This window comes from Achromobacter sp., assembly GCF_032102605.1.
In the GTDB taxonomy this organism is placed as follows: Bacteria; Pseudomonadota; Gammaproteobacteria; order Burkholderiales; family Burkholderiaceae_B; genus Achromobacter.
The window spans coordinates 209,353-229,628 of record NZ_DAMDGT010000009.1; the positions used below are offsets into that span (position 1 = coordinate 209,353).

Here is a 20,276-nt window from a genome sequence, read left to right on the forward strand (position 1 = left end):
GTGCCCCGGATCCCCATGGGGCCGGGGCCCTGTCACTTCTGTCGCGCTATCCGCGCACCACACGGAGCATGAGGGCTATGCGTACTTTTCCCCACTTCAAGCAGGCGGCGCTCGCCGCTGCCGTGGCCGCTTCGCTGGCATTCAGCGCCGGCGCGGCCGCCAAGACCCTGCATTGGTCGTATCAGGGCGACGCCACGTCGATGGATCCGATGGCCCTGAACGAGACCTTCACGCTGGGTTTTCAGGGCAACATCTACGAAACCCTGGCCGGCTACGACGGCAACCTGAAACTCACCCCGCTGCTGGCGGAAAGCTGGGAAAACCCCGAGCCCACCAAGTGGGTCTTCAAGCTGCGCAAGGACGTCAAGTTCCACGACGGTTCGCCCTTCACGGCCGACGACGTGATCTTCTCGTGGAAGCGCAGCCTGACCCCCGGGTCCGACATGAAGGGCTACGGCGCCAAGGCCAGCGACATCAAGAAGGTGGACGACTACACCATCGAAGTCACCACTCCCACGCCCAACCCCATCCTGCCGCGCGAATGGGTGTTCCTGTACATCATGAGCAAGAACTGGGCGGAAAAGAACAAGACCACCGAGGCCACCAACGTCAAGGGCGACAACCAGGGCAACTACGCCAACCTGCACGCCAACGGCACCGGCCCGTTCATGCTGACCGAACGCCAGCCCGACGTGAAGACGGTGCTCAAGCGCTACGACGGCTACTGGAACAAGAACATCAAGACCAACATCGACGAGGTCGTGTTCCAGCCGATCACGCAGGAAGCCACGCGCGTGGCCGCGCTGATCTCCGGCGAGATGGACGTCGTGCAGCCGGTTCCGGTGCAGGACTGGAAGCGCCTTGAAGACGCCAAGGGCGTCAAGCCGCTGACCGCGCCCGAAGCCCGCGCCATCTTCATCGGCATGGACCAGGACCGCGACGAGCTCCTTTTCTCGGACGTGAAGGGCAAGAACCCCTTCAAGGATGCGCGCGTTCGCGAAGCGGTCGTGCTGGCCGTGGACACCAAGGCCATCAACGAGAAGATCATGCGCGGCGCGGCCAAGCCGCTGGGCTCGCTGATCGCCACGGCCATCAACGGGTATGACGAATCCTTCGGCGCGCCCTACAAGCCCGATCCGGAGCGCGCCAAGAAGCTGCTGGCCGAAGCCGGCTATCCCAAGGGCTTCACGGTCACCATGGACTGCCCGAACGACCGCTACGTCAACGACGAAAAGGTCTGCCAGGCCGTAGCCGGCATGCTGGCGCGCGTGGGCATCAAGATCAACCTGCTGGCGCAGACCAAGTCCAAGTACTTCGGCAAGATCCTGCTGCAGGCCGGCAACCAGACCAGCATGTACATGCTGGGATGGACGCCCAGCTCCACCGACGCGCACAACACGCTGCTCAACCTGACTTCCTGCCGCGACGCCAAGACGGCCGCCGGCCAGTTCAACCTGGGCGGCTATTGCAACAAGAAGGTGGACGAGCTGACCAACAAGATTGGCGTCGAAACCGACCAGGCCAAGCGCAACGCGATGATCAAGGAAGCCTTCGGCATCGTGCGCAGCGACTTCGGCTACCTGCCGCTGCATCAGCAGCCCATGTCCTGGGGTGTGAAAGAGAACGTCACGGTCACCCAGCGCGCCGACGACGTGCTCGACCTGCGCGACGTCGTGCTGCCGTAAGCGGCGCACAAGGCAATCACCGGGCGGCGCACGCCGCCCGGATGCGCCCGGCCCAGCCCCCATTCCCGCCTAGCGCGCAGAACGCGGCCCCGCGCCATCCGAACCAGAGGGCTTCCTGACATGCTTTCCTTTATTGCGCAGCGGCTTATCCAGTCGGTGCTCGTGATGTTGACGGTGGCGCTGATCGCGTTCTCCATGTTCCGCTACGTCGGCGATCCGGTCGCCAGCATGGTCGGCCAGGACACGACGCCCGAGCAGCGCGCCCAGTTGCGCGAACAGCTAGGCCTGGACGATCCGTTCGTCGTGCAGTACGCGCACTTCGTCGCCAACGCCGTGCGCGGCGACTTCGGCATGTCGTACCGCCACCGCAGGCCCGTCAGCGATCTGCTCGAAGAACGCATGCCCGCCACGCTTGAACTGTCCTTCGTATCCGCCGTCATGGCGCTGGCGCTGGGCATCCCCATGGGCATCTACACGGCGCTCAAACGTCACGGCGTGCTGTCCAAGGCATTCATGGCGATCTCGCTGGCCGGCATCTCGCTGCCCACCTTCCTGATCGGCATCCTGCTCATTCTTTTCTTCGGCGTGCAGCTAAGGTGGCTGCCCAGCTTCGGGCGTGGCGACGTCGTGAGCCTGGGATGGTGGACGACGGGCTTCCTGACCAAGTCGGGCTGGCTGGCGCTCATCATGCCCGCCATTACGCTTGCGCTATTCCAGATGACGCTCATCATGCGCCTGGTGCGCGCCGAGATGCTGGAAGTCCTGCGCGCCGACTTCATCAAGTTCGCGCGCGCCCGCGGGTTGCCGGAACGCCTGATCAACTTCCGCCACGCCCTGAAGAACACGATGGTGCCCGTCATCACCATCACCGGCCTGCAGCTCGGTTCCATCATCGCCTTCGCGATCATCACCGAGACGGTGTTCCAGTGGCCCGGCATGGGCCTGCTGTTCATCCAGGCCATCAGCATGGTGGACATCCCCGTCATGGCGGCCTACCTGGTGCTGATCGCCTTCATGTTCGTGGTCATCAACCTGGTCGTCGACCTGCTGTACTTCGCCGTGGACCCGCGCCTGCGCGTGCAGAGCAAATGAACAATAGCCCCCACGCCGCGCCTTCGGCTTGCTGCCCCCCGGGGGGGCGCTTTTTACCTTGGGACGGCCCGGCGGTAAAAAGTATCCCCTACGCCACGCCTTCGGCTTGCTGCCCCTCGAGGGGGCGTTTTTTACCGCCGGGCCGTCCCAAGGTAAAAAAGGAATTCGCATGATTGCTCGCATCGCTCCGTTCTTCACGCGCGCCGCCGACAGCGACCTGTGGCACAGCTTCAAGCGCTCTCCCGGCGCCATCATCGCTGCCATCGTCACCCTGGTCATCCTGCTCGGCGCCCTGTTCGCGCCAGTGGTCGCACCTCACAATCCGTTTGACCTGGCGTCTCTGAGCATCATGGACGCCAATACGCCCCCGGCCTGGGAAGAGGGCGGCAGCCCGGATTTCCTGCTGGGCACCGACGACCAGGGCCGCGACATCCTTTCCGCCGTCATGTATGGGTCACGCGTGTCGCTGCTGGTCGGCTTTGCCTCGGTGCTGTTTTCGATGGTTCTAGGCGTGACGCTTGGCTTGATCAGCGGCTACGCCGGCGGCCGCGTCGACAGCTTCATCATGCGCATCGCCGACGTGCAGCTGTCGTTTCCCGCCATTCTTGTGGCGCTGCTGATCGACGGCGTGGCGCGCGGGCTGCTGCCGCGCGACATGCATGACCAGCTTGCGCTGTACGTGCTGATCTTCGCCATCGGGATTTCCGGGTGGGTGCAATATGCGCGCACGGTGCGCGGCTCCACGCTGGTCGAGCGCAACAAGGAATACGTGCAGGCGGCGCGGCTGATCGGCATCGGCCCGATCACCATCCTGCGCCGCCACATCCTGCCCAACGTCATGGGGCCGGTGCTGGTCATCGCCACCATCCACCTGGCCATCGCCATCATCACCGAGGCCACGCTGTCCTTCCTGGGCGTCGGTGTACCGCCGACCGCGCCGTCTCTGGGCACGCTGATCCGCATCGGCAACAGCTACCTGTTTTCCGGCATGTGGTGGATATCGATCTTCCCCGGCATTGCGCTGGTAGCGCTGGTGCTGTCGGTCAACCTGCTAGGCGACTGGCTGCGCGACGCGCTCAACCCCAAGCTGCGCTGAGGACGCCATGGCCCTGTTGAACATCGAAGACATCCGCATCGAATTTCCCAGCCGCCGCGGCACGATGGTGGCGGTGGACGGCGTATCGCTTGCCCTTGAAAAGGGCGAGATCCTGGGCGTCGTGGGCGAGTCCGGCGCGGGCAAGTCCACCATCGGCAACGCCGTCATCGGGCTCCTTGAAGCGCCTGGACGCCTGGCCGGCGGCGCGGTGCTGCTGAACGGCGAACGCATCGACACCCTGACGCCGGCGCAGAAGCGCAAGGTGCGGGGCCGGCGCATCGGCATGATCTTCCAGGATCCGCTGACGTCCCTGGATCCGCTGCAAACCGTGGAAAGCCAGCTCGTCGAGACCATGCTCGTACACCTGGACCTGTCGCACGACCAGGCCAAGAAGCGCGCGGTGCAGCTGCTGGTGCAGGTCGGCATCGACCAGCCCGAGCTTCGCGTGAAGCAATACCCGCATCAGTTCTCGGGCGGCATGCGGCAGCGCGTGGTGATCGCGCTGGCGCTGTGCTGCGAGCCCGAGGTCATCATCGCCGACGAGCCCACCACCGCGCTGGACGTCTCGATCCAGGCGCAGATCCTGGAACTGCTCAAGAAGCTGTGCCGCGAGGAACAGGTGGGCATGATCATCATCACGCACGACATGGGCGTGATCGCGGACGTGACCGACCGCGTGGCCGTGCTGTACCACGGCAAGCTGGTGGAGCAAGGCCGCACGGCCAAGATTCTTGGCGACCCTGATCATCCCTATACGCGCAGCCTGATCTCGGCCGTGCCGCGCCCCGACATCAAGCTCAAGCGCTTTCCGCTCGTCACGTACATCGAAGACGTGAAGACGCCGTCGCAGCCGCTGGACCTGGCGACGCATTGGCTGGGCCAGCGTCGCGACTTCGGCAAGCGCACGGAAGGTCCGCTCGTGCAGGTGCGCGATCTCAGCATGCGCTTCGTGCTCAAGAGCGCGTTCTTCAAGCGCAACCAGCGTACGCTGGACGCCGTGAAGCGCGTCAACCTGACCATCGGCGAAGGCGAAGTCTTCGGGCTGGTCGGCGAATCGGGTTCAGGCAAGTCCACGGTGGCGCGGCTGATATCGGGGCTGTACACGCCCAGCGAAGGCTCGGTCACTTTCGCCGGCACCGACCTGACTGCCCTGAAGGGCGAGAAGCAGCTCAATCCGTTCCGGCGGCAGATCCAGATGATCTTCCAGGATCCGTTCTCGTCGCTGAACCCGCGCATGCGGGTGCTGGACATCGTGGCCGAGCCTATCCGCTTTCACCGACTGGCGGCCAGCGAAGCCGAGACGCGCCGTATCGTGGCTGATCTGCTGGACGTAGTGGGCCTGGGCAGCCGCGCCGCCGAACGCTTCCCGCACGAGTTTTCTGGCGGCCAGCGCCAGCGCATCTGCATTGCGCGCGCACTGGCCACGCGCCCGCGCTTCCTGATCTGCGATGAACCCACCTCGGCGCTGGACGTGTCCATCCAGGCGCAGATTTTGAACCTGCTGAAGGATCTGCAGGAAGAGCTTGGCCTGACCATGCTGTTCATCAGCCACGACCTGCCGGTGATCCGGCAGATGTGCGACCGCGTCGGCGTGATGCGCTACGGCGAGCTGCTGGAAGTCGCCGAGACCGAAACCCTGTTCGAACATCCGCAACATCCCTACAGCCAACATCTGCTCGGCCTGATGCCCCGCCTGCAATCCATGTCCCGCGAAGGGCTGGATGTCGTGGGCTAGGGCCGCGCGCAACCGGAGAGCGAGACATGACGGCGACACGACAGACCCTGTTCATCGGCGGCAAGGTGTTTGACGGAGAAGGGCGCACGCTGCCCGGGCACGGCGTGCTGGTCGAAGGCCAGCGCGTGGCCCGCGTCGCCCCTGCCGGCGAATTCTCCGGCTACGCCGGCGCCCGGGTGGACACCACCGGCATGACGCTCATGCCCAGCCTGGCGGACTGCCACGTGCATCTGGTCTACACCGGCGGCGCCGATCCCAACGCGCAGTTAAGCAAGCAGGGGCCGGCGCAGATCACGCTGACTGCATTGGAAAACGCCCAGGCCAGCCTGCGCGGCGGCGTCACCGCGCTGCGCGACTGCGGCGGCAAGGACTACCTGGAATTCGGCGTGCGCGACGCGATTGCGCGTGGCGTGTTTCCCGGCCCCACCATCAAGGCGTCAGGCCGCATCATCTGCATGACGGGGGGCCACGGCAACCGCATCGGGCGCGTGGCCGACGGCTGCGAGGAAGTGGTCAAGGCCGTGCGCGAACAGGTTCACGCAGGCTGCGACCTGGTGAAGATCATGGCGACGGGCGGCGTCATGACGCCCGGCGTCAGTCCCATGGACGCGCACTACAGTTTTGACGAGATGAAGGCGGGCGTGCACGAAGCGAAGCGCTTTCGCAAAAGCACGGCCAGCCATGCCCAGGGCACGCAGGGCATCCTGAACGCCGTGCGCGCCGGAATCGATTCCATCGAACACGGCATCTTCATGGACGACGACTGCCTGCGCGAAATGCTCGAAGCCCAGACCTATCTGGTGCCCACCATCGCCGCGGTGCGCAACATCATCGCCAACGCCGACAACGGCATTCCGGCCTACGCCGTGGAAAAGGCGCGCGCCGTCGAGCAGCGCCACCGCGAGTCGTTCCAGATGTACTACAAGGCTGGCGGCCGCATCGCGCTGGGCACGGATGCGGGCACGCCATTCAATCTGCACGGCGAAAACGCGATGGAACTGGCATACATGGTCGAGTTCGGCATGACGCCGGTCGATGCGCTGATCGCTGGCACATCGCGCGGCCATGATCTGATGGGCATGACGGACCACGGCGTCATCGCCGAGGGCAAGGTGGCCGACCTGTTGCTGGTGCAGGGCGATCCCACCGAAGACATCATGAAGGCGGCCGACAAGCGCTCCCACGTTGCCGTGCTGCGCAACGGGGAGATCGCAGCGGGCGCCTTGCCGTTCTGAATGCGCGGTGTCTGTGGCCGCCGACGCCCGGCGGCGATCAGTGCGCCAGGGCCCGGCCGATGAACGCTTCGACAGGCATGCGCTCGCCGTTGAAATCCAGCTGGCCATCCCGATAGTCGGCCTCGACCTGGATGGTGCCCTTGTCGATGCGGCCCCACTGCTTTTCGGCGATCAGGCTGCGCATCGCTTCGGCTTCCCGCCTGGCCGCCTCGCGGGCAACCTCGGGCGATGCGCCTTTCAGTTCAAGTCGCGCAGCGACCAGGTCGGCAACGCCGTCCGTTGACAGCTTCAACCGCATACTCAGGTTGCGCACGACCTCCTTGGCGATGCCGGCCGGATCGCGGTTCCAGAACGACGGCGAATCCAGGCCGATGTCCAGGCTGAGCGACGATGTGCCGCCAGCGGATTCCACCTGCAGCGGCGAGATCGAAAAGCTGGGGCGAGCCAGCAGGAACTTCACCATGTAGGAAGCGGCGGTCAGTTGGTCGGGCAGGACAGGCAAGGCGCCTTCCCGGGGCTGCGGCACGCTTTCGTAGAAGTCGCGAAACGCGTTGAGCGCCTCCACGTCCATGTCCTTGCCGCCCAGCACCATCCGCAGCTTGGCCACATGCCGCCCCTTCACGCTGATGCTGCCCACGTCCAGGCCAAGCTTGCCGTTCATCCGCATGGATGCCGTGTCCGCGTCCACGGTCAGCGCGATGTCTTTCATGCCCAGCGGAAGCTGGTCCATGTCGGCGAGCCACTCCTTCGCGGTCACTTTCGTGTTGCTTTTGGACGCTCCGGCGTCCGCGGCCGTCGATTCATGCGTGACGGCAAAACCCTGGACGGCCAGCTTGCGCCAGCGGCCATCCGCGTTGTCGCCCTCGTTGTCGCCCTTGTTGTCGCCCTCGTTGTCGCCCTTGTTGCCGCCCTTGATCGACTCGATCAGCGCCAGCTTGTCGAAGGCCAGCGACAACCCGCTACGTCTGCCGTCGCCGGCGATATTCGCCAGGCCTTTCAAGCCGGAAAAACTTAGCGTATCCAGACCGTCGACATATTCGACCGGCGCCAGGTCCAGGCCGCCCGAAACATCGCGGTCATAGCCGAATACGAAGCGTGCCGAAACCGGCGCGACGCCGCCAGCCGCCTTGAACCAGCCACTGGCGTCAGGCGTCTGCGCCATCTGGACGGCACCTGCCGCCATGGCTGGGGCGAACTGGCCGGCGGCCAGGCGGGACGTGGGGAATGGGCCGTGGTCCACCTTGCCGGTGAACTGGAAGTCACGCTCCTGGGCGGGGTTGCCACCAGATTGGGTGGTGGCTTTCAGGCCGAAGCGGGCAGTGGACGAGAACACGCCGCGCTCGAAGGACAGCAGCTCGAGCGCGACGGGAATTCCCAGTTTCTTGCCCAGCCGCTGCACCTGGGCATCCAGGGCCTGAACGTCCTGTGCGAGACGTTCCTCGATCCGCTTTCCGGTGTACCAGGCTGTTCCGGTCCAGATTGCGGCCGCCGCCAGCACCGCGCCACCCGCCACTACCCGCTTTTTCATGATGCCCTTTCCCGTGTACGAACCGATCGGCAGGAGAGCGGCCCAGCCGCCCATGAAAAACGGGCTGTCGCAAGACAGCCCGCTTTGGGCGCCCCGAATCGATTCCGGCGCGCCAATCTTGTTGCGGCAGCTTAGCGCATGCCGCCCATGACGCCGCCCATCACCATCATCATGAACTGCTGCAGCGGCATCTTCTTGCCGTTGAAGTCCACCTGACCATCGGCGTAGTTCAGGTAGGTCACGATGTTGTTGTTTTCAACCTTGCCCAGCCCCATCGCGGTGGCCATGGTGCCCACCATTTCGGCCTGGCCCTTGGCGGTCTGCGTGGCCTGCTCGGCCGGCACGCCGCGGGTCAGCGGTTCGATGGCCATCAGGTCAGTCAGGTTGCCCTTGGACAGCACCAGCTTGGCGTCCAGCTTGCGCAGGGCTTCCACCAGCATGTCGGAGAACTCGCCGTCCAGTTGGGCCGGCTTGGCCAGCGCCAGGTTCAGGTTGAACGTGGACGTGCCGTTGGCGGTGCGCACTTCCAGCGGCGCCACGGCCAGCGTGGGGTTGCCGGCCAGCAGTTGCTCGAGGTTGGTCTTGAGCAGGGCCTTTTCTTCGTCCGTGAACTCGGGCGTCTGCTCTTCGCCCTGGCTTTGCAGCATGCGGCGCGACGAGGCTTCATAGACGTCGTTCAGCACCTTGAGCGACTTGGAGTCCAGGTTCTGCGCGTCGATGACCAGCTTCAGGCCGGCCATGTCCTTGGCCTGCACGTTGATCATGCCGAAGTCCAGGGCCAGCTTGGCGCCCATGGCCGAGCCGGTCTCGGTCAGGTCCGCGGCGATCGTCGTGTCCTTGAACTGGACAGGCGGCTTTTCCTTGGACGTGATCGTCCAGTCCTTGAACGTCAGCTTCTGGCTGCCCACGTACATGTCGTTGGACGCCGGCTTCATGTCGCTGGTCAGGGTGATGCCCTTGAGCGCCATGGCGGTGATGTCGCTGTGGTCGGACGGACCGGACAGCTCCAGGCCGTCGGAGGCCACGGCGAACACGCCGCGCTTGGTGGACGTCTCGAACTCGAAATCGCCCTTCATGCCGGCGAAGGCGAGCTTCGTGGTGTCCTTGGCCACATCCACGGGCGCCATGTCGAACTTGCCCGTGATGTCCTTGCCATAGCTGACGCTGTAGTGGCCCGACAGGGGGACCGCGCCCTTGGCAGCCGTGAACCATTCCTTGACCGCTTCGGTCTCTTCCAGCGCGAAGTCGCTGGCGACCATGGCGGGCACGAACTTGCCCGACTTCAGGTTGGATAGCGGCAGCGGGCCGTGGCTGAGATGCTCGACGAACACCACATCGCGTTCCTGCGCCGGCTTGCCATCAGCGGCGGGCGTGGTGAACTTGATGCGATAACGCGAAACGGACGAGAACACGCCGCGCTCGAACGACACCAGTTCGGCGACCGCGTTGATGCCCCACTTGTCCGCGACCTTCTTGAGTTCGACGTTCGAATCCTCGATGGCCTGCTTGACGAAGGCCTCGGCCTTTTGGCCCGTGTACCATGCCGTGCCGGTCCAGATCGCGCCCAGCGCGACTACGATGCCAACCAATGCCGATTTCTTCATTGCATCCCTTTTATTTCGATTCGGTGAAAGCGCACGGATTATAGGTAGGCCGGACTAGGGAAAACACTTATTTTGTGCAGTTTTGATGCGAAATGTTGCTTAATGATACGGGCCCGCCAGTTCAACCGGTGCTGCGCCGCCACATAAGCTACAATCTTTTCGTGCGCCAAGCCAATCTGCGCACGTCCGCTAGGCCCTCCGCTGCCAAGCTTCGCCCAACTGGGCGCTTCCCTTTTCTCCTTATTCGACCGCCTGGATTGGAGTCTCTCGACTAGAGCGACAGGCTGCCGCTGGAGTTGTTTTGACTACCTCTTCCCCCTTCGCCGACCTTGGGCTGGCTGACTCCCTGTTGCGCGCCATTGCCGAAACCGGCTACACCGCGCCCACGCCCATCCAGTCCCAGGCCATTCCGCAAGTGCTGAAAGGCGGCGATCTGCTCGCAGCCGCTCAGACTGGCACCGGCAAGACCGCCGGATTCACGCTGCCCATCCTGCATCTGCTGTCGCAGAAAAAGCCCGAAGCTCGCAAGCCGGGCCGCCCCCGTTGCCTGATTCTGACCCCGACGCGTGAGCTCACCGCGCAGGTCGCCGAATCGGTGCAGACCTATGGCAAGTACACCTCGCTGAGCTCCATGGTGATGTTCGGCGGCGTCAACATCAACCCCCAGATTTCCGCGCTGCGCAAGCCGCTGGACATCCTGGTGGCCACCCCGGGGCGCCTCCTGGACCACTGCGGCCAGAAGACGGTCGACCTGTCGGGCGTGGAAATCCTGGTGCTGGACGAAGCCGACCGCATGCTGGACATGGGCTTCATCCGCGACATCCGCAAGATCCTCGCGCTGCTGCCCAAGCAGCGCCAGAACCTGCTGTTCTCGGCCACGTTCTCCGACGAGATCCGCACCCTGGCGCGCGGCGTGCTGAACAATCCGGGCGAAGTCTCGGTCACCCCGCGCAACACCGCCACCGAGCTGGTCACCCAGACGGTGCACATGGTCGAACAGCACCACAAGCGCGACCTCATCAGCCACATCATCCGCGAAAGCGGCTGGCATCAGGTGCTGGTGTTCACGCGCACCAAGCACGGCGCCAACCGCCTGGCTGAAAAGCTGGTCAAGGACGGCCTGACCGCCGCCGCCATCCACGGCAACAAGAGCCAATCGGCCCGCACCCGCGCGCTGGCCGGCTTCAAGGACAGCACCGTCACCGTGCTGGTTGCGACCGACATCGCGGCCCGTGGCCTGGACATCGACCAGCTTCCGCAGGTGGTGAACTTCGAGCTGCCGAACGTGCCCGAAGACTACGTGCACCGCATCGGCCGCACGGGCCGCGCGGGCGCCACGGGCGCCGCCGTTTCGCTGGTCGACAACAGCGAAATCAAGCTGCTCAAGGACATCGAGCGCCTGATCAAGAAGACGATCGAGCGCAAGCCGGTGGACGGCTGGACGCCCCCGACCACGAGCGCAGCCGCTTTCGAGCGCCAGGAGCGCGACGAAGACAACCGCAGCCCGCGCGGCGGCAACCGTGGCGGCGGCCACCGTGGTGATGGCCGCGGCGGCAATGGCGGCTCCGGCCGTTCGCGTCCCGCCCAGGGCCAGCCCCGCGCAGCCGCTGGCGGCCGCGCGCCGGCGCCGGCCCGTGCCGGCGGCGAAGGCCGCGGCAACGGCGGTTCGCGCGACGGCAAGCCCGCCGAGCGTCCGGCGCATGCCGGTCGCAACGAGGGCCGCCCGCAACAGAGCCACCGCCGTCCCGAAGGGTCCGCCCGTCCTGCCGGCAACGGCAATGGCGGCGCAGGTCGCCCCCGCGCGGCGCTGCTCGGCAAGTAACCCCAGGCAGTAATATCCCCAGCACACCCCAACCCTGCGATCCACGAACCCGCGCCATCATGCCCTTATCCACCTGGTTGACGTTCTTCCTGGCCTCCTGGGCCATTTCGTTCTCACCGGGCGCGGGCGCGATCTCGGCCATGTCGTCCGGCCTGAAGTATGGGTTTGCGCGCGGCTACTGGAACACGGCGGGCCTGATCCTGGGCATCCTGTTCCAGTTCGTCGTGGTGGCCGTGGGATTGGGCGCGGTGCTGGCGACGTCCGAAATGGCCTTCAACGTGGTCAAGTATCTGGGCGTTGCCTACCTGATCTATCTGGGCGTGCGCCAGATCCGCACGGACGCCGCGCCGGTTGCGGTGGACGCGGGCGATCCCAAGCAGGCATCCATCCGCGAACTCGTCATGCGCGGGTTCCTGATCAACACCATGAACCCCAAGGGCACGGTGTTCCTGCTGGCGGTGGTGCCGCAGTTCGTGGATCCCGCGCTTGCGCTGACGCCGCAGTACGCGGCGCTGGCGGCCACGCTGGCGTTCACCGACCTGGTGGCGATGGGCGTGTACACGCTGCTGGCGGCGCGCGTGCTGCGCCTCTTGCGCGACGCCAAGCACATCCGCTGGATGAACCGGACCTTTGGCTCGCTGTTCATCCTGGCCGGCGTGTTCCTGGCCTCGTTCCGCCGCCATTCCTGAATACGAAGCGTGGGGCACGCGCCGTCAGCGGCGCGTGCCCCACATGTTTTCATGCACGAACCGGACCGCGCCGGCCTGAATGACGGCGTTAAGTAGAATCCTCCGACCATGAGCATCTCCAACGAAGTCGCACGGCGCCGTACGTTCGCCATCATTTCCCACCCTGACGCGGGCAAGACCACGCTGACGGAAAAGCTGCTGCTGTTCGCAGGCGCGATCCAGATCGCCGGCAGCGTCAAGGCGCGCAAGGCGTCGCGCCACGCGTCGTCCGACTGGATGGAAATCGAAAAGCAGCGCGGCATTTCCGTGGCGTCCTCCGTGATGCAGATGGAATACCGCGACTGCGTCATCAACCTGCTCGACACCCCGGGCCACCAGGACTTCTCCGAAGACACCTACCGGGTGCTGACGGCGGTCGACGCCGCGCTGATGGTGATCGACGCCGCCAACGGCGTCGAGCCGCAGACCATCCGCCTGCTGCAGGTCTGCCGCGCGCGCAACACGCCCATCATCACGTTCATCAACAAGATGGACCGCGAAGTGCGCGAGCCCCTGGAGCTGCTGTCCGAAATCGAAGGCCACCTGGGCATGGACGCCGTGCCGTTCTCGTGGCCGGTTGGCATGGGCAAGTCGTTTGGCGGCGTGTTCGACATCCGCCGCGACCGCATGCGCGTCTTCCGGCCCGGCCAGGAACGCCGGTCGGACAACGACGACTTCATCGAAGGCCTGACCAACCCTGAAATCGCCAAGCGCTTCGGCGGCGCGTTCGACCAGGCCAGCGGTGAAATCGAGCTCATCAACGAAGCCGCTCCGGCCTTCGACCGCGAGCAGTTCCTGGCGGGCAAGCAGACTCCGGTTTTCTTCGGGTCCGCCATCAACAACTTCGGCGTGCAGGAAGTGCTGGACGCCTTGGTTGAACAGGCGCCGCCTCCGGGTTCGCGCGTTGCCCTGCAGCGCGAAGTGCAGCCCGAAGAGCCCAAGTTCACCGGCGTGGTGTTCAAGGTGCAGGCCAACATGGACCCCGCGCACCGCGACCGCGTCGCATTCGTGCGCGTGAGCTCCGGCCGCTTCGAGCGGGGCATGCGCCTGAAGGTTGCGCGCACCAACAAGGAAATGCGCCCGAACAACGTGGTGTCCTTCCTGTCACAGCGACGCGAACTGCTCGACGAGGCCTATGCGGGCGACGTCATCGGCATCCCCAACCACGGCGTCCTGCAACTGGGCGACGTGCTGACCGAAGGCGAAACGCTGCAGTTCACCGGCTTGCCGTTCTTCGCGCCCGAGCTGTTCCAGGCGGTTGAAGTGAAGGATCCGCTGCGCACCAAGCAGCTGCGCACGGGCCTCACCCAATTGGGCGAGGAAGGGGCCATTCAGGTGTTCCGCCCCGAAGTGGCCGGCGGCTCGCTGTTGCTGGGCGCCGTGGGCCAACTGCAGTTCGAAGTGGTGGCTCACCGCCTCAAGACCGAGTATGGCGTGGACGCCCGGATGCTGCCTTCGCGCTACACAATGGCACGTTGGATTACGTCTGAAAACCCGAAGGCGCTGCGCAAGTTCATGGATGCCAATGCCGCCCATATCGCCTATGATGTTGTGGATGCTGCGGCGTTTTTGATCGGTTCTCCAGCGCAATTGCGCGTCGCCCAGGAACTGTATCCCGAGGTCCAGTTCCACGCCATGCGCGAGCACGGCGGCAAGGTTTTCGGAGACAAAGCGTAGACCCGTTCGGGTTCCGCACGGCAGATTGAGGGTAGCAATGTCTTGGCGTTTTTTATTCGCAACGCTCCTGATCGCGCTTGGCGCGTCGGCTTGGGGCGGTATTCAACTGGGTGACTGGCTGGTGGCGCATGCCCCGGCCGCAGCGCCTGCCCCCGGGCAGGACGCGTCGGCCTCGCAACAACCGGTGCTGGACGCCAACGGGCGTCCGTACGTCGCGCAGCCGCCGCAGCCGCGCATCGACGGTACGCTGGGCGTGCCGGACAAGCCTTCAGACCGCGAATGGCAGGTCAGCACCGTGTCGCTGTTCGACTCCGTCAGCGATCCCGCCGTGCAGATTTCCCGCGAACGCATCAGCCCTGAACAGGCGCGGGAAATCGCCGCGTCGTCGCAGGTGCCGCTGCCCTCGGGCACGTCGGATGTCAGCACGCTGGATCTGGTGGTGCCCGGCACGTCCACGGCAATCAACGGCGGCGTGGCAGCCGGCGGCAGCTACGGCACGCCGCAAATGGTGCAGGCGCCCCCGCCGCCGCCCAACACCGCTCCGGCGGCCGGCGCTCCCGGATGGCAAGATGCGCTCAAGCGCGAACTGGCCCAATGCGCCACGCAAGGTTTCTTCGAACGCCCGTCGTGTTCCTGGAACGCTCGCAACAAGTACTGCGCGCCGAATCGCGCGTGGGGCACCATGGCTGAATGCCCGTCTCGTCCGCAGTAATCAATCTGCATCCACGCAGCATTGCAGCGCAGGTTGCAGATTCATTGCACATAAAAAATGGCGCCCCTCGGGGCGCCATTTTTCATGCAGCCAGCGCGCCTTATTCGGGCACGGACATCTGGCTTTGCAGGTAGTTCTGGATGCCGACCTTGTCGATCAGGTCGATCTGGGTTTCCAGGTAATCGATGTGCTCTTCGGTATCGTCCAGGATGTCCTGGAACAGATCGCGCGAGACGTAGTCACGCACCGATTCGCAGTAGGCAATGGCCTCTTTGACGGTGGCCTGGGCGCCTTGCTCGAGCGTCAGGTCACAGGCCAGCAGTTCGGGCACGTCTTCGCCGATCAGCAGCTTGTGCAGGTCTTGCAGGTTGGGCAGGCCGTCCAGCATGAAGATGCGAGCGATCAGACGATCGGCATGCTTCATTTCGCCGATGGATTCTTCGTACTCGTGCTTGCCCAGCTTGTCGAAACCCCAATGGTTCAGCATGCGGGCATGCAGGAAATACTGGTTGATGGCCGTCAGTTCGTTGGTCAGTTGCTTGTTCAGAAACTGGATGACGGTTTTGTCGCCTTTCATGATGGACTCCTTGCAGTCAGGCGCGACGCGAACGCATCGCGACAAAGGAGCGCACGATGCCGCGCGTACGCAACTCAAGCAGACTACCATCTGGCGCGGGGCCGCGCCTAGCCTTGCGCTCCATTTGGTAAACGGCTTTAGGAGCGCAACAAGAAAGCGACAAGCTAATGAGAATGAGTATGCATGCTTGATGCCTTGCATGCTCGCCGCAACATTCGCGCGGGCTCTGAAGCCGGTGCTGCGTTGAAACGGCCGAGCGCTTCACGATTTTTGTGCGTCAAAGCCACCGGATACACCGCCAGTTCGCGCGTGGAACGCGCGAACCCGGCTCGTTGCATATCAACAACCGATCGCGGCATTCCCGGTCACGCCGTTCGCCGCGTCGCAAGCCATATCCCGAACGCAATTGGAACGATGCCCAGCAGATCCAGCCACGACACGGGTTCGCGCAGGATCAACCATCCAAACAGCAGGCCCAACGGCGGCATCAGAAAATGCAGCGCGCTGGCCGAGGTGGCGCTGGCCCGGCCAAGAATCATGAACCACAGGTAGTAGCCGCCCATCGACACCGCGACAATCATGTAGGCCATGCTCCAGACCAGGCTGGCCGTGAGCTGCGCGTCGCCGATGTCTTCGCTCATCAGCGCGAAGGGCAGCAGCGCCGCGGCGCCTGCCAGCGACTGAATGCCCGTGGAGGTCCATAACCCGGACGCCGGCTTCAGGCGCTTGTAGAGCAAGGTGCCCAGCACCAGCGCCAACAGCCCGCCCGTCACCAGCAGCGTGCCATGCGGATCCTCCTGCATGCCCGTCAGCCGCGAGCGCAGCACCAGCGCCACGCCAGCCAGTCCCAGGCACAGCCCAAGCAGCTTGCGCCAGGTCAGGTGTTCGCCCAGCACCGGGCCGGCCAGGACGCCGATGAGAAGCGGGTTGGTGCTGATGAGCACGGCGGTGAACGCGGATGACACGGTGGTCATGCCGGACCAGCTCAGGCCCAGGTACAGCGCATTGTTGAGCACACCCAAAAGGATCAAGGAAGCGAGAGCCCTGCCGGATGGCATTTTTCCCCGCCCGCTGGCCGCCGCCACGCCCAGCATCAGCACCCCCGCGATCAGGAAGCGTATGGTCAGCAGCGTCAGCGGCGGGCAATCGCGGACGGCGATCTTCGCGGCGGCGAACGCCGAACTCCACAAGAAGCAGAATGCGGCGATGGGCACGAGGCTGATCCCCGGGGAGTCCATCGCGGGCAAAGCGGAAGCAGGGGTCGAGAGGGCCTTCATGAGCAGTCCGGAGAGGAAGCCTGCAGCCGCGATTGCGGCGGGATGTGGTGATTCTCCTTGGCGCCTCATCCATTGACAAACTCTTTATTCGGATCGAAAGTATTTGAAAACCGAATGGATTGGCGACCCTCATGCTTGATCTCGACTTATTGCACAGCTTTGTATCGGTGGTCGACGCGGGGGGATTCACGGCGGCCGGCGAACGCGTGCACCGCAGTCAGTCCACCGTCAGCCAGCAGATCCGCAAGCTTGAAGAAACCCTGGAATGTCCGCTGTTCCTGCGCGAAGGTCGCCAGGTTCTTTTGACCGAGGAAGGCGAGCGGCTGCTGGGGTATGCGCGCCGAATGCTGGCGCTGTCCACGGAAGTCCGGGAAGCGGTCAGCGGACGCAAGCGCGTGGATGTGATCCGGCTGGGTATCCCCGACGATTTTGCCGTGGACGCCCTGACCGGCGTCGTGGCCGCGTTCGCCCAGGCCCGCCCGGCGGTGCAGCTTTCCGTGCGTTGCGATCTCACCGCTGTCCTGACCCGCAGCCTGGAGCGCGGCGATCTGGACGTGGCGCTGCTCAAACGGGAACCCGGCGCGGGCGCCGCGCTGGCGGTCTGGCCTGAACGGCTGCACTGGATCGGAAGCGCCAGCGTCCCGGTGCGGTTGCCGCCGGACGCGCCGGTGCCGTTGGTGGCGTTCCCGCAGGGATGCATTTATCGCAATCGCGCCATCCACGCCCTTGAATCCGCCGGGCGGCGATGGCGCATTGCCTATGAAAGCCCGAATCTGGCGGGGGTGCAGGCGGCGCTGGCTGGCGGACTGGGAATCGCCCTGCTGGAACGGCGCTGCCTCGAGGCCGGCCACCGGATCCTGGACGTGGGCTTGCCGGCCGTGCCGCCGTCGGAACTGGCGCTATGCGTAGCCGGATCGGCGCGCGATGCGGCGCGTCAGCTTGCGCTGGATATCAGGGATTTTTGCGAGAAGGAAATGACGCGGCTCGCCGCATGAAGGCAGCGAGCCGGAAAGAGACACCAATGCTCAGGCGATGGCGACCAGCGGAATCGGGAAGCTGCTGTTGGCAGCGGGCGTGTCCGATTCCACCATGGCGGCGGGAGCATTGACCGGAACCGCGATGGAGCGGACGTCGCAAACGCTGGAGCAGCGGCCGCCTGGCAGGTATTCGGCGGCGGTTGCCGCGCAGCAGCCGCAGCACGTGGCTACGCCCAGCTCGAATTGCAGGTCGGACAGCGTCGTCGCGCCTCCGTCCACGCTGGCGCGGACTTGGCGTTCGGTGATGGCATTACATACGCAAATGTACATGCGAATGATTATCGAAAAATATTCCCGCGATGACAAGCCCTTTGCATAAATAAATTTGCAACGGAAATGTCACGCAAGCCCTTGAAAACAGGGACGAATTTCGCCGAGCGCGTCCCTTATTTCACCGGGCCGACGCTTGCGCCTTGCGCAGCGCCGCAGGGGCAATCCGCAGCGCTTCGCGGTACTTTGCCACCGTCCGGCGGGCGATCACTATCCCCTGGTCGGCCAGTTTTTGCATGATCTGGCTGTCCGACAAGGGCTTGGCCCGGTTTTCGTCGGCCACCATTTGGCGGATGTAGGTCTGCACGGCGGTCGCGGACGTGGCATCGCCACCTTCCGTAGATACCCCCGTGCCGAAGAAGCGTTTGAGCTCGAGCGTGCCAAACGGAGTGAGCATGTACTTCTGCGTTGTGGCGCGTGAAATCGTGGATTCGTGCAAACCGAGCTCGCCGGCGATGTCCTTTAGGATCAAGGGACGCATGGCGGCCGGGCCTTGGCTGAAGAAGGCGGTCTGACGTTCCACGATGGCCTGCGACACCCGCAGGATGGTGTCGAAGCGCTGCTCGACGTTCCGGATCATCCATTTGGCCTGCTGCAGCTGGGCCTGCAGGCCGGCGTGGGCGGACTCCTTCTGGTTGCCCAGCATCTGCGCGTACAGCCCGTTGATCTGCAATCGCGGCACCGCCGCGCTGTTGAGCATGGCCTGCCAGCCGCGCCGGGTCTTGCGCACGATGACGTCCGGCACGGCGTATTCGGCGGCCGGCACGGTCCAGGCGCGCCCAGGGCGGGGTTCCAGGCGCAGTATCAGCGAGTGCGCCGCCCGGAACGTCGGCTCGTCGCAGCCCACCGCCGCGCACAGGCGGGCGGCATTGCCCGTGGCGAGCAGCGGCAGGTGTTCGGCGCAGATCCGCCGCGCACAGGCCAGCACCGCGGCATCCGCTGCTTCCGGTAGACGGGCGATGTCGGGATTGCGTAGCTGAAGCTGCAGGCATTCGGCCATGTCGCGCGCGCCGATGCCCACGGGGTCGAACGACTGCAGCAGCGACAGCGCCGCGCGCAGTTCGTCGATGTCGGGCTCCATCTCGGCCGGCAACCAACCCAGGATTTCGTCCAGCGGCGACCCCAGGTAGCCGTTTTCGTCCAATTCGTCGATCAGCAGAGACGCCAGCGCCATGTCGCGCGGCGCCGCCCGCGTCAGCGCAAGCTGACCAAGCAGGTGCTCGCGCAACGTGTCCGGCCGCGCCGCCTCGGGAACGCCCGAATCGTCGTCCGGGTACACCCCGCCCGAACCCGGCATTTCGTCGACGGGAGTTTCGCGCTCGGCCGCGGGCTCGTCGTCCTGCACCGACGATTCACGCTCGGACTCGGCCTGCGCTTCGGCGGATGGCGATTCGTCCTCGCGATCCAGAAGGGGATTCTCGGCCAGCACTTGCGAGATCTCGGCTTCGAGGTCGAGCGTGGACAACTGCAACAATCGTATCGATTGCTGCAATTGAGGGGTCAGCGTCAGGTGCTGGCCAGGTCGCAGTTCTAAAATTGGACGGGTCATAGGTACAATATTTTGCATGATGAATCTGACTTCGCCCGCAAGCGTCCGCCAGGACTGCCGCCTCATCGGCCAGACCCTGCTCAAACTGGCGCTTCCCCGACTCGTTTTGCGCGCGATCGTCATCGCCGTGGCCCTTGTTGTCTGGTATCTGGTTGCCTCCTGGCTGCTTGATTTCGGCAAGCGCATGAACTACGACTTCCTGCACACGCTGGGCCAGCCCACCATGGACATGGCGCAGCGGATCAATCCCTACCTCTGGTGGGTGATCGCCGCCATCTGGTCGCTCATCGTCTTTTTCGTGGTGCGCGCCTGGTTCTACGCCAGCCTGGCCGCCGGCGCCGCGACGCCCGTGGGCACCGACACGCTGGCCGAACTGGCGCCCAACCTGTCCGATGAATCGCTGGGCGTGCTGCGCTGGACCTGGGGCGACCGCCAGGAACCCTTTACGGTGGGCGACCTGCGCCGCTCCCTGTCGGAACTGCGGCACAACCGCATCGGCAAGATCGACATGGTGGCCGAGCAAGCCCGGATCCTCGAGGCCTCCGCCAACCGTCCCACCCGCGATCCCCGTGACGACGGTCGTCGTGACGACGCCCGCCGCGAGCCTCGCGCCGACCGCTACGTCGAACCTCGCATCGGCCCGGCCCGCTAG

At 64.9% G+C, this 20,276-nt stretch carries 17 protein-coding genes; 11 read left to right on the forward strand and 6 right to left on the reverse strand.

Features of this window, described 5'->3' with window-relative positions; genetic code table 11:
- Positions 1-77: 77 nt before the first annotated feature.
- The 5 genes from RT614_RS20615 (at position 78) to RT614_RS20635 (ending at position 6,843) form a co-directional block, all read left to right on the forward strand.
- On the forward strand, positions 78-1,685 hold the full coding sequence (locus tag RT614_RS20615) for an ABC transporter substrate-binding protein (RefSeq protein WP_313623979.1): 1,608 nt from the start codon (positions 78-80) through the stop codon (positions 1,683-1,685).
- Between the two features lie 120 nt (positions 1,686-1,805).
- Positions 1,806-2,777, forward strand: coding sequence for an ABC transporter permease (locus RT614_RS20620; protein ID WP_057286123.1), 972 nt, complete (start codon positions 1,806-1,808; stop codon positions 2,775-2,777).
- A gap of 169 nt (positions 2,778-2,946) precedes the next feature.
- On the forward strand, positions 2,947-3,873 hold the full coding sequence (locus tag RT614_RS20625) for an ABC transporter permease (RefSeq protein WP_313623980.1): 927 nt from the start codon (positions 2,947-2,949) through the stop codon (positions 3,871-3,873).
- A 7-nt stretch (positions 3,874-3,880) separates the two neighbouring features.
- Entirely contained in the window at positions 3,881-5,608 is a 1,728-nt protein-coding gene (locus RT614_RS20630; RefSeq protein WP_313623981.1) for an ABC transporter ATP-binding protein, read from the forward strand.
- A gap of 26 nt (positions 5,609-5,634) precedes the next feature.
- Positions 5,635-6,843 (forward strand): amidohydrolase family protein, encoded by a 1,209-nt coding sequence (locus RT614_RS20635; RefSeq protein ID WP_313623982.1) that lies wholly within the window; start codon positions 5,635-5,637, stop codon positions 6,841-6,843.
- Between the two features lie 37 nt (positions 6,844-6,880).
- On the opposite strand, the gene RT614_RS20640 is transcribed toward RT614_RS20635, so the two are convergent.
- Together RT614_RS20640 and RT614_RS20645 are read right to left on the reverse strand one after the other, a co-directional pair.
- On the reverse strand, positions 6,881-8,371 hold the full coding sequence (locus tag RT614_RS20640; RefSeq protein WP_313623983.1) for a YdgA family protein: 1,491 nt from the start codon (positions 8,369-8,371) through the stop codon (positions 6,881-6,883).
- 131 nt (positions 8,372-8,502) lie between these two features.
- Positions 8,503-9,975, reverse strand: coding sequence for a YdgA family protein (locus RT614_RS20645; RefSeq protein WP_313623984.1), 1,473 nt, complete (start codon positions 9,973-9,975; stop codon positions 8,503-8,505).
- A 301-nt stretch (positions 9,976-10,276) separates the two neighbouring features.
- Here RT614_RS20645 and RT614_RS20650 point away from each other — a divergent pair, with 301 nt between their 5' ends.
- The 4 genes from RT614_RS20650 (at position 10,277) to RT614_RS20665 (ending at position 14,914) form a co-directional block, all read left to right on the forward strand.
- The gene (locus tag RT614_RS20650; protein ID WP_313623985.1) at positions 10,277-11,797 is read left to right on the forward strand and encodes a DEAD/DEAH box helicase; all 1,521 of its coding nucleotides are present in this window, start codon (positions 10,277-10,279) and stop codon (positions 11,795-11,797) included.
- A gap of 59 nt (positions 11,798-11,856) precedes the next feature.
- Positions 11,857-12,486, forward strand: a complete 630-nt coding sequence (locus tag RT614_RS20655; protein ID WP_313623986.1) for a LysE family translocator — start codon at positions 11,857-11,859, stop codon at positions 12,484-12,486.
- Between the two features lie 108 nt (positions 12,487-12,594).
- A complete protein-coding gene (locus RT614_RS20660; RefSeq protein WP_313623987.1) occupies positions 12,595-14,202 on the forward strand; it encodes a peptide chain release factor 3 in 1,608 nt (535 codons plus the stop codon).
- A gap of 37 nt (positions 14,203-14,239) precedes the next feature.
- Positions 14,240-14,914 (forward strand): hypothetical protein, encoded by a 675-nt coding sequence (locus RT614_RS20665; RefSeq protein WP_313623988.1) that lies wholly within the window; start codon positions 14,240-14,242, stop codon positions 14,912-14,914.
- A gap of 100 nt (positions 14,915-15,014) precedes the next feature.
- Here the strand turns inward: RT614_RS20665 and bfr are convergent, their stop codons facing one another.
- Together bfr and RT614_RS20675 are read right to left on the reverse strand one after the other, a co-directional pair.
- A complete protein-coding gene (gene bfr / locus RT614_RS20670; RefSeq protein WP_313623989.1) occupies positions 15,015-15,491 on the reverse strand; it encodes a bacterioferritin in 477 nt (158 codons plus the stop codon).
- Between the two features lie 365 nt (positions 15,492-15,856).
- Complete coding sequence (locus tag RT614_RS20675; protein WP_409558499.1) at positions 15,857-16,768, reverse strand: DMT family transporter; 912 nt, start codon at positions 16,766-16,768, stop codon at positions 15,857-15,859.
- 131 nt (positions 16,769-16,899) lie between these two features.
- Between RT614_RS20675 and RT614_RS20680 the strand changes: the two genes are divergently transcribed.
- Entirely contained in the window at positions 16,900-17,763 is an 864-nt protein-coding gene (locus RT614_RS20680; RefSeq protein WP_313623990.1) for a LysR substrate-binding domain-containing protein, read from the forward strand.
- Between the two features lie 30 nt (positions 17,764-17,793).
- Here the strand turns inward: RT614_RS20680 and RT614_RS20685 are convergent, their stop codons facing one another.
- Both RT614_RS20685 and rpoN read right to left on the reverse strand, forming a co-directional pair.
- The gene (locus RT614_RS20685) at positions 17,794-18,075 is read right to left on the reverse strand and encodes a (2Fe-2S)-binding protein (protein WP_313623991.1); all 282 of its coding nucleotides are present in this window, start codon (positions 18,073-18,075) and stop codon (positions 17,794-17,796) included.
- Positions 18,076-18,196: 121 nt separating this feature from the next.
- Positions 18,197-19,642: an RNA polymerase factor sigma-54 gene (rpoN, locus tag RT614_RS20690; RefSeq protein ID WP_313623992.1), complete on the reverse strand. Its 1,446-nt coding sequence runs from the start codon at positions 19,640-19,642 to the stop codon at positions 18,197-18,199.
- Between rpoN and RT614_RS20695 the strand changes: the two genes are divergently transcribed.
- On the forward strand, positions 19,641-20,276 hold the full coding sequence (locus RT614_RS20695) for a hypothetical protein (protein ID WP_313623993.1): 636 nt from the start codon (positions 19,641-19,643) through the stop codon (positions 20,274-20,276). The two genes, rpoN and RT614_RS20695, sit on opposite strands and share 2 nt — an antisense overlap.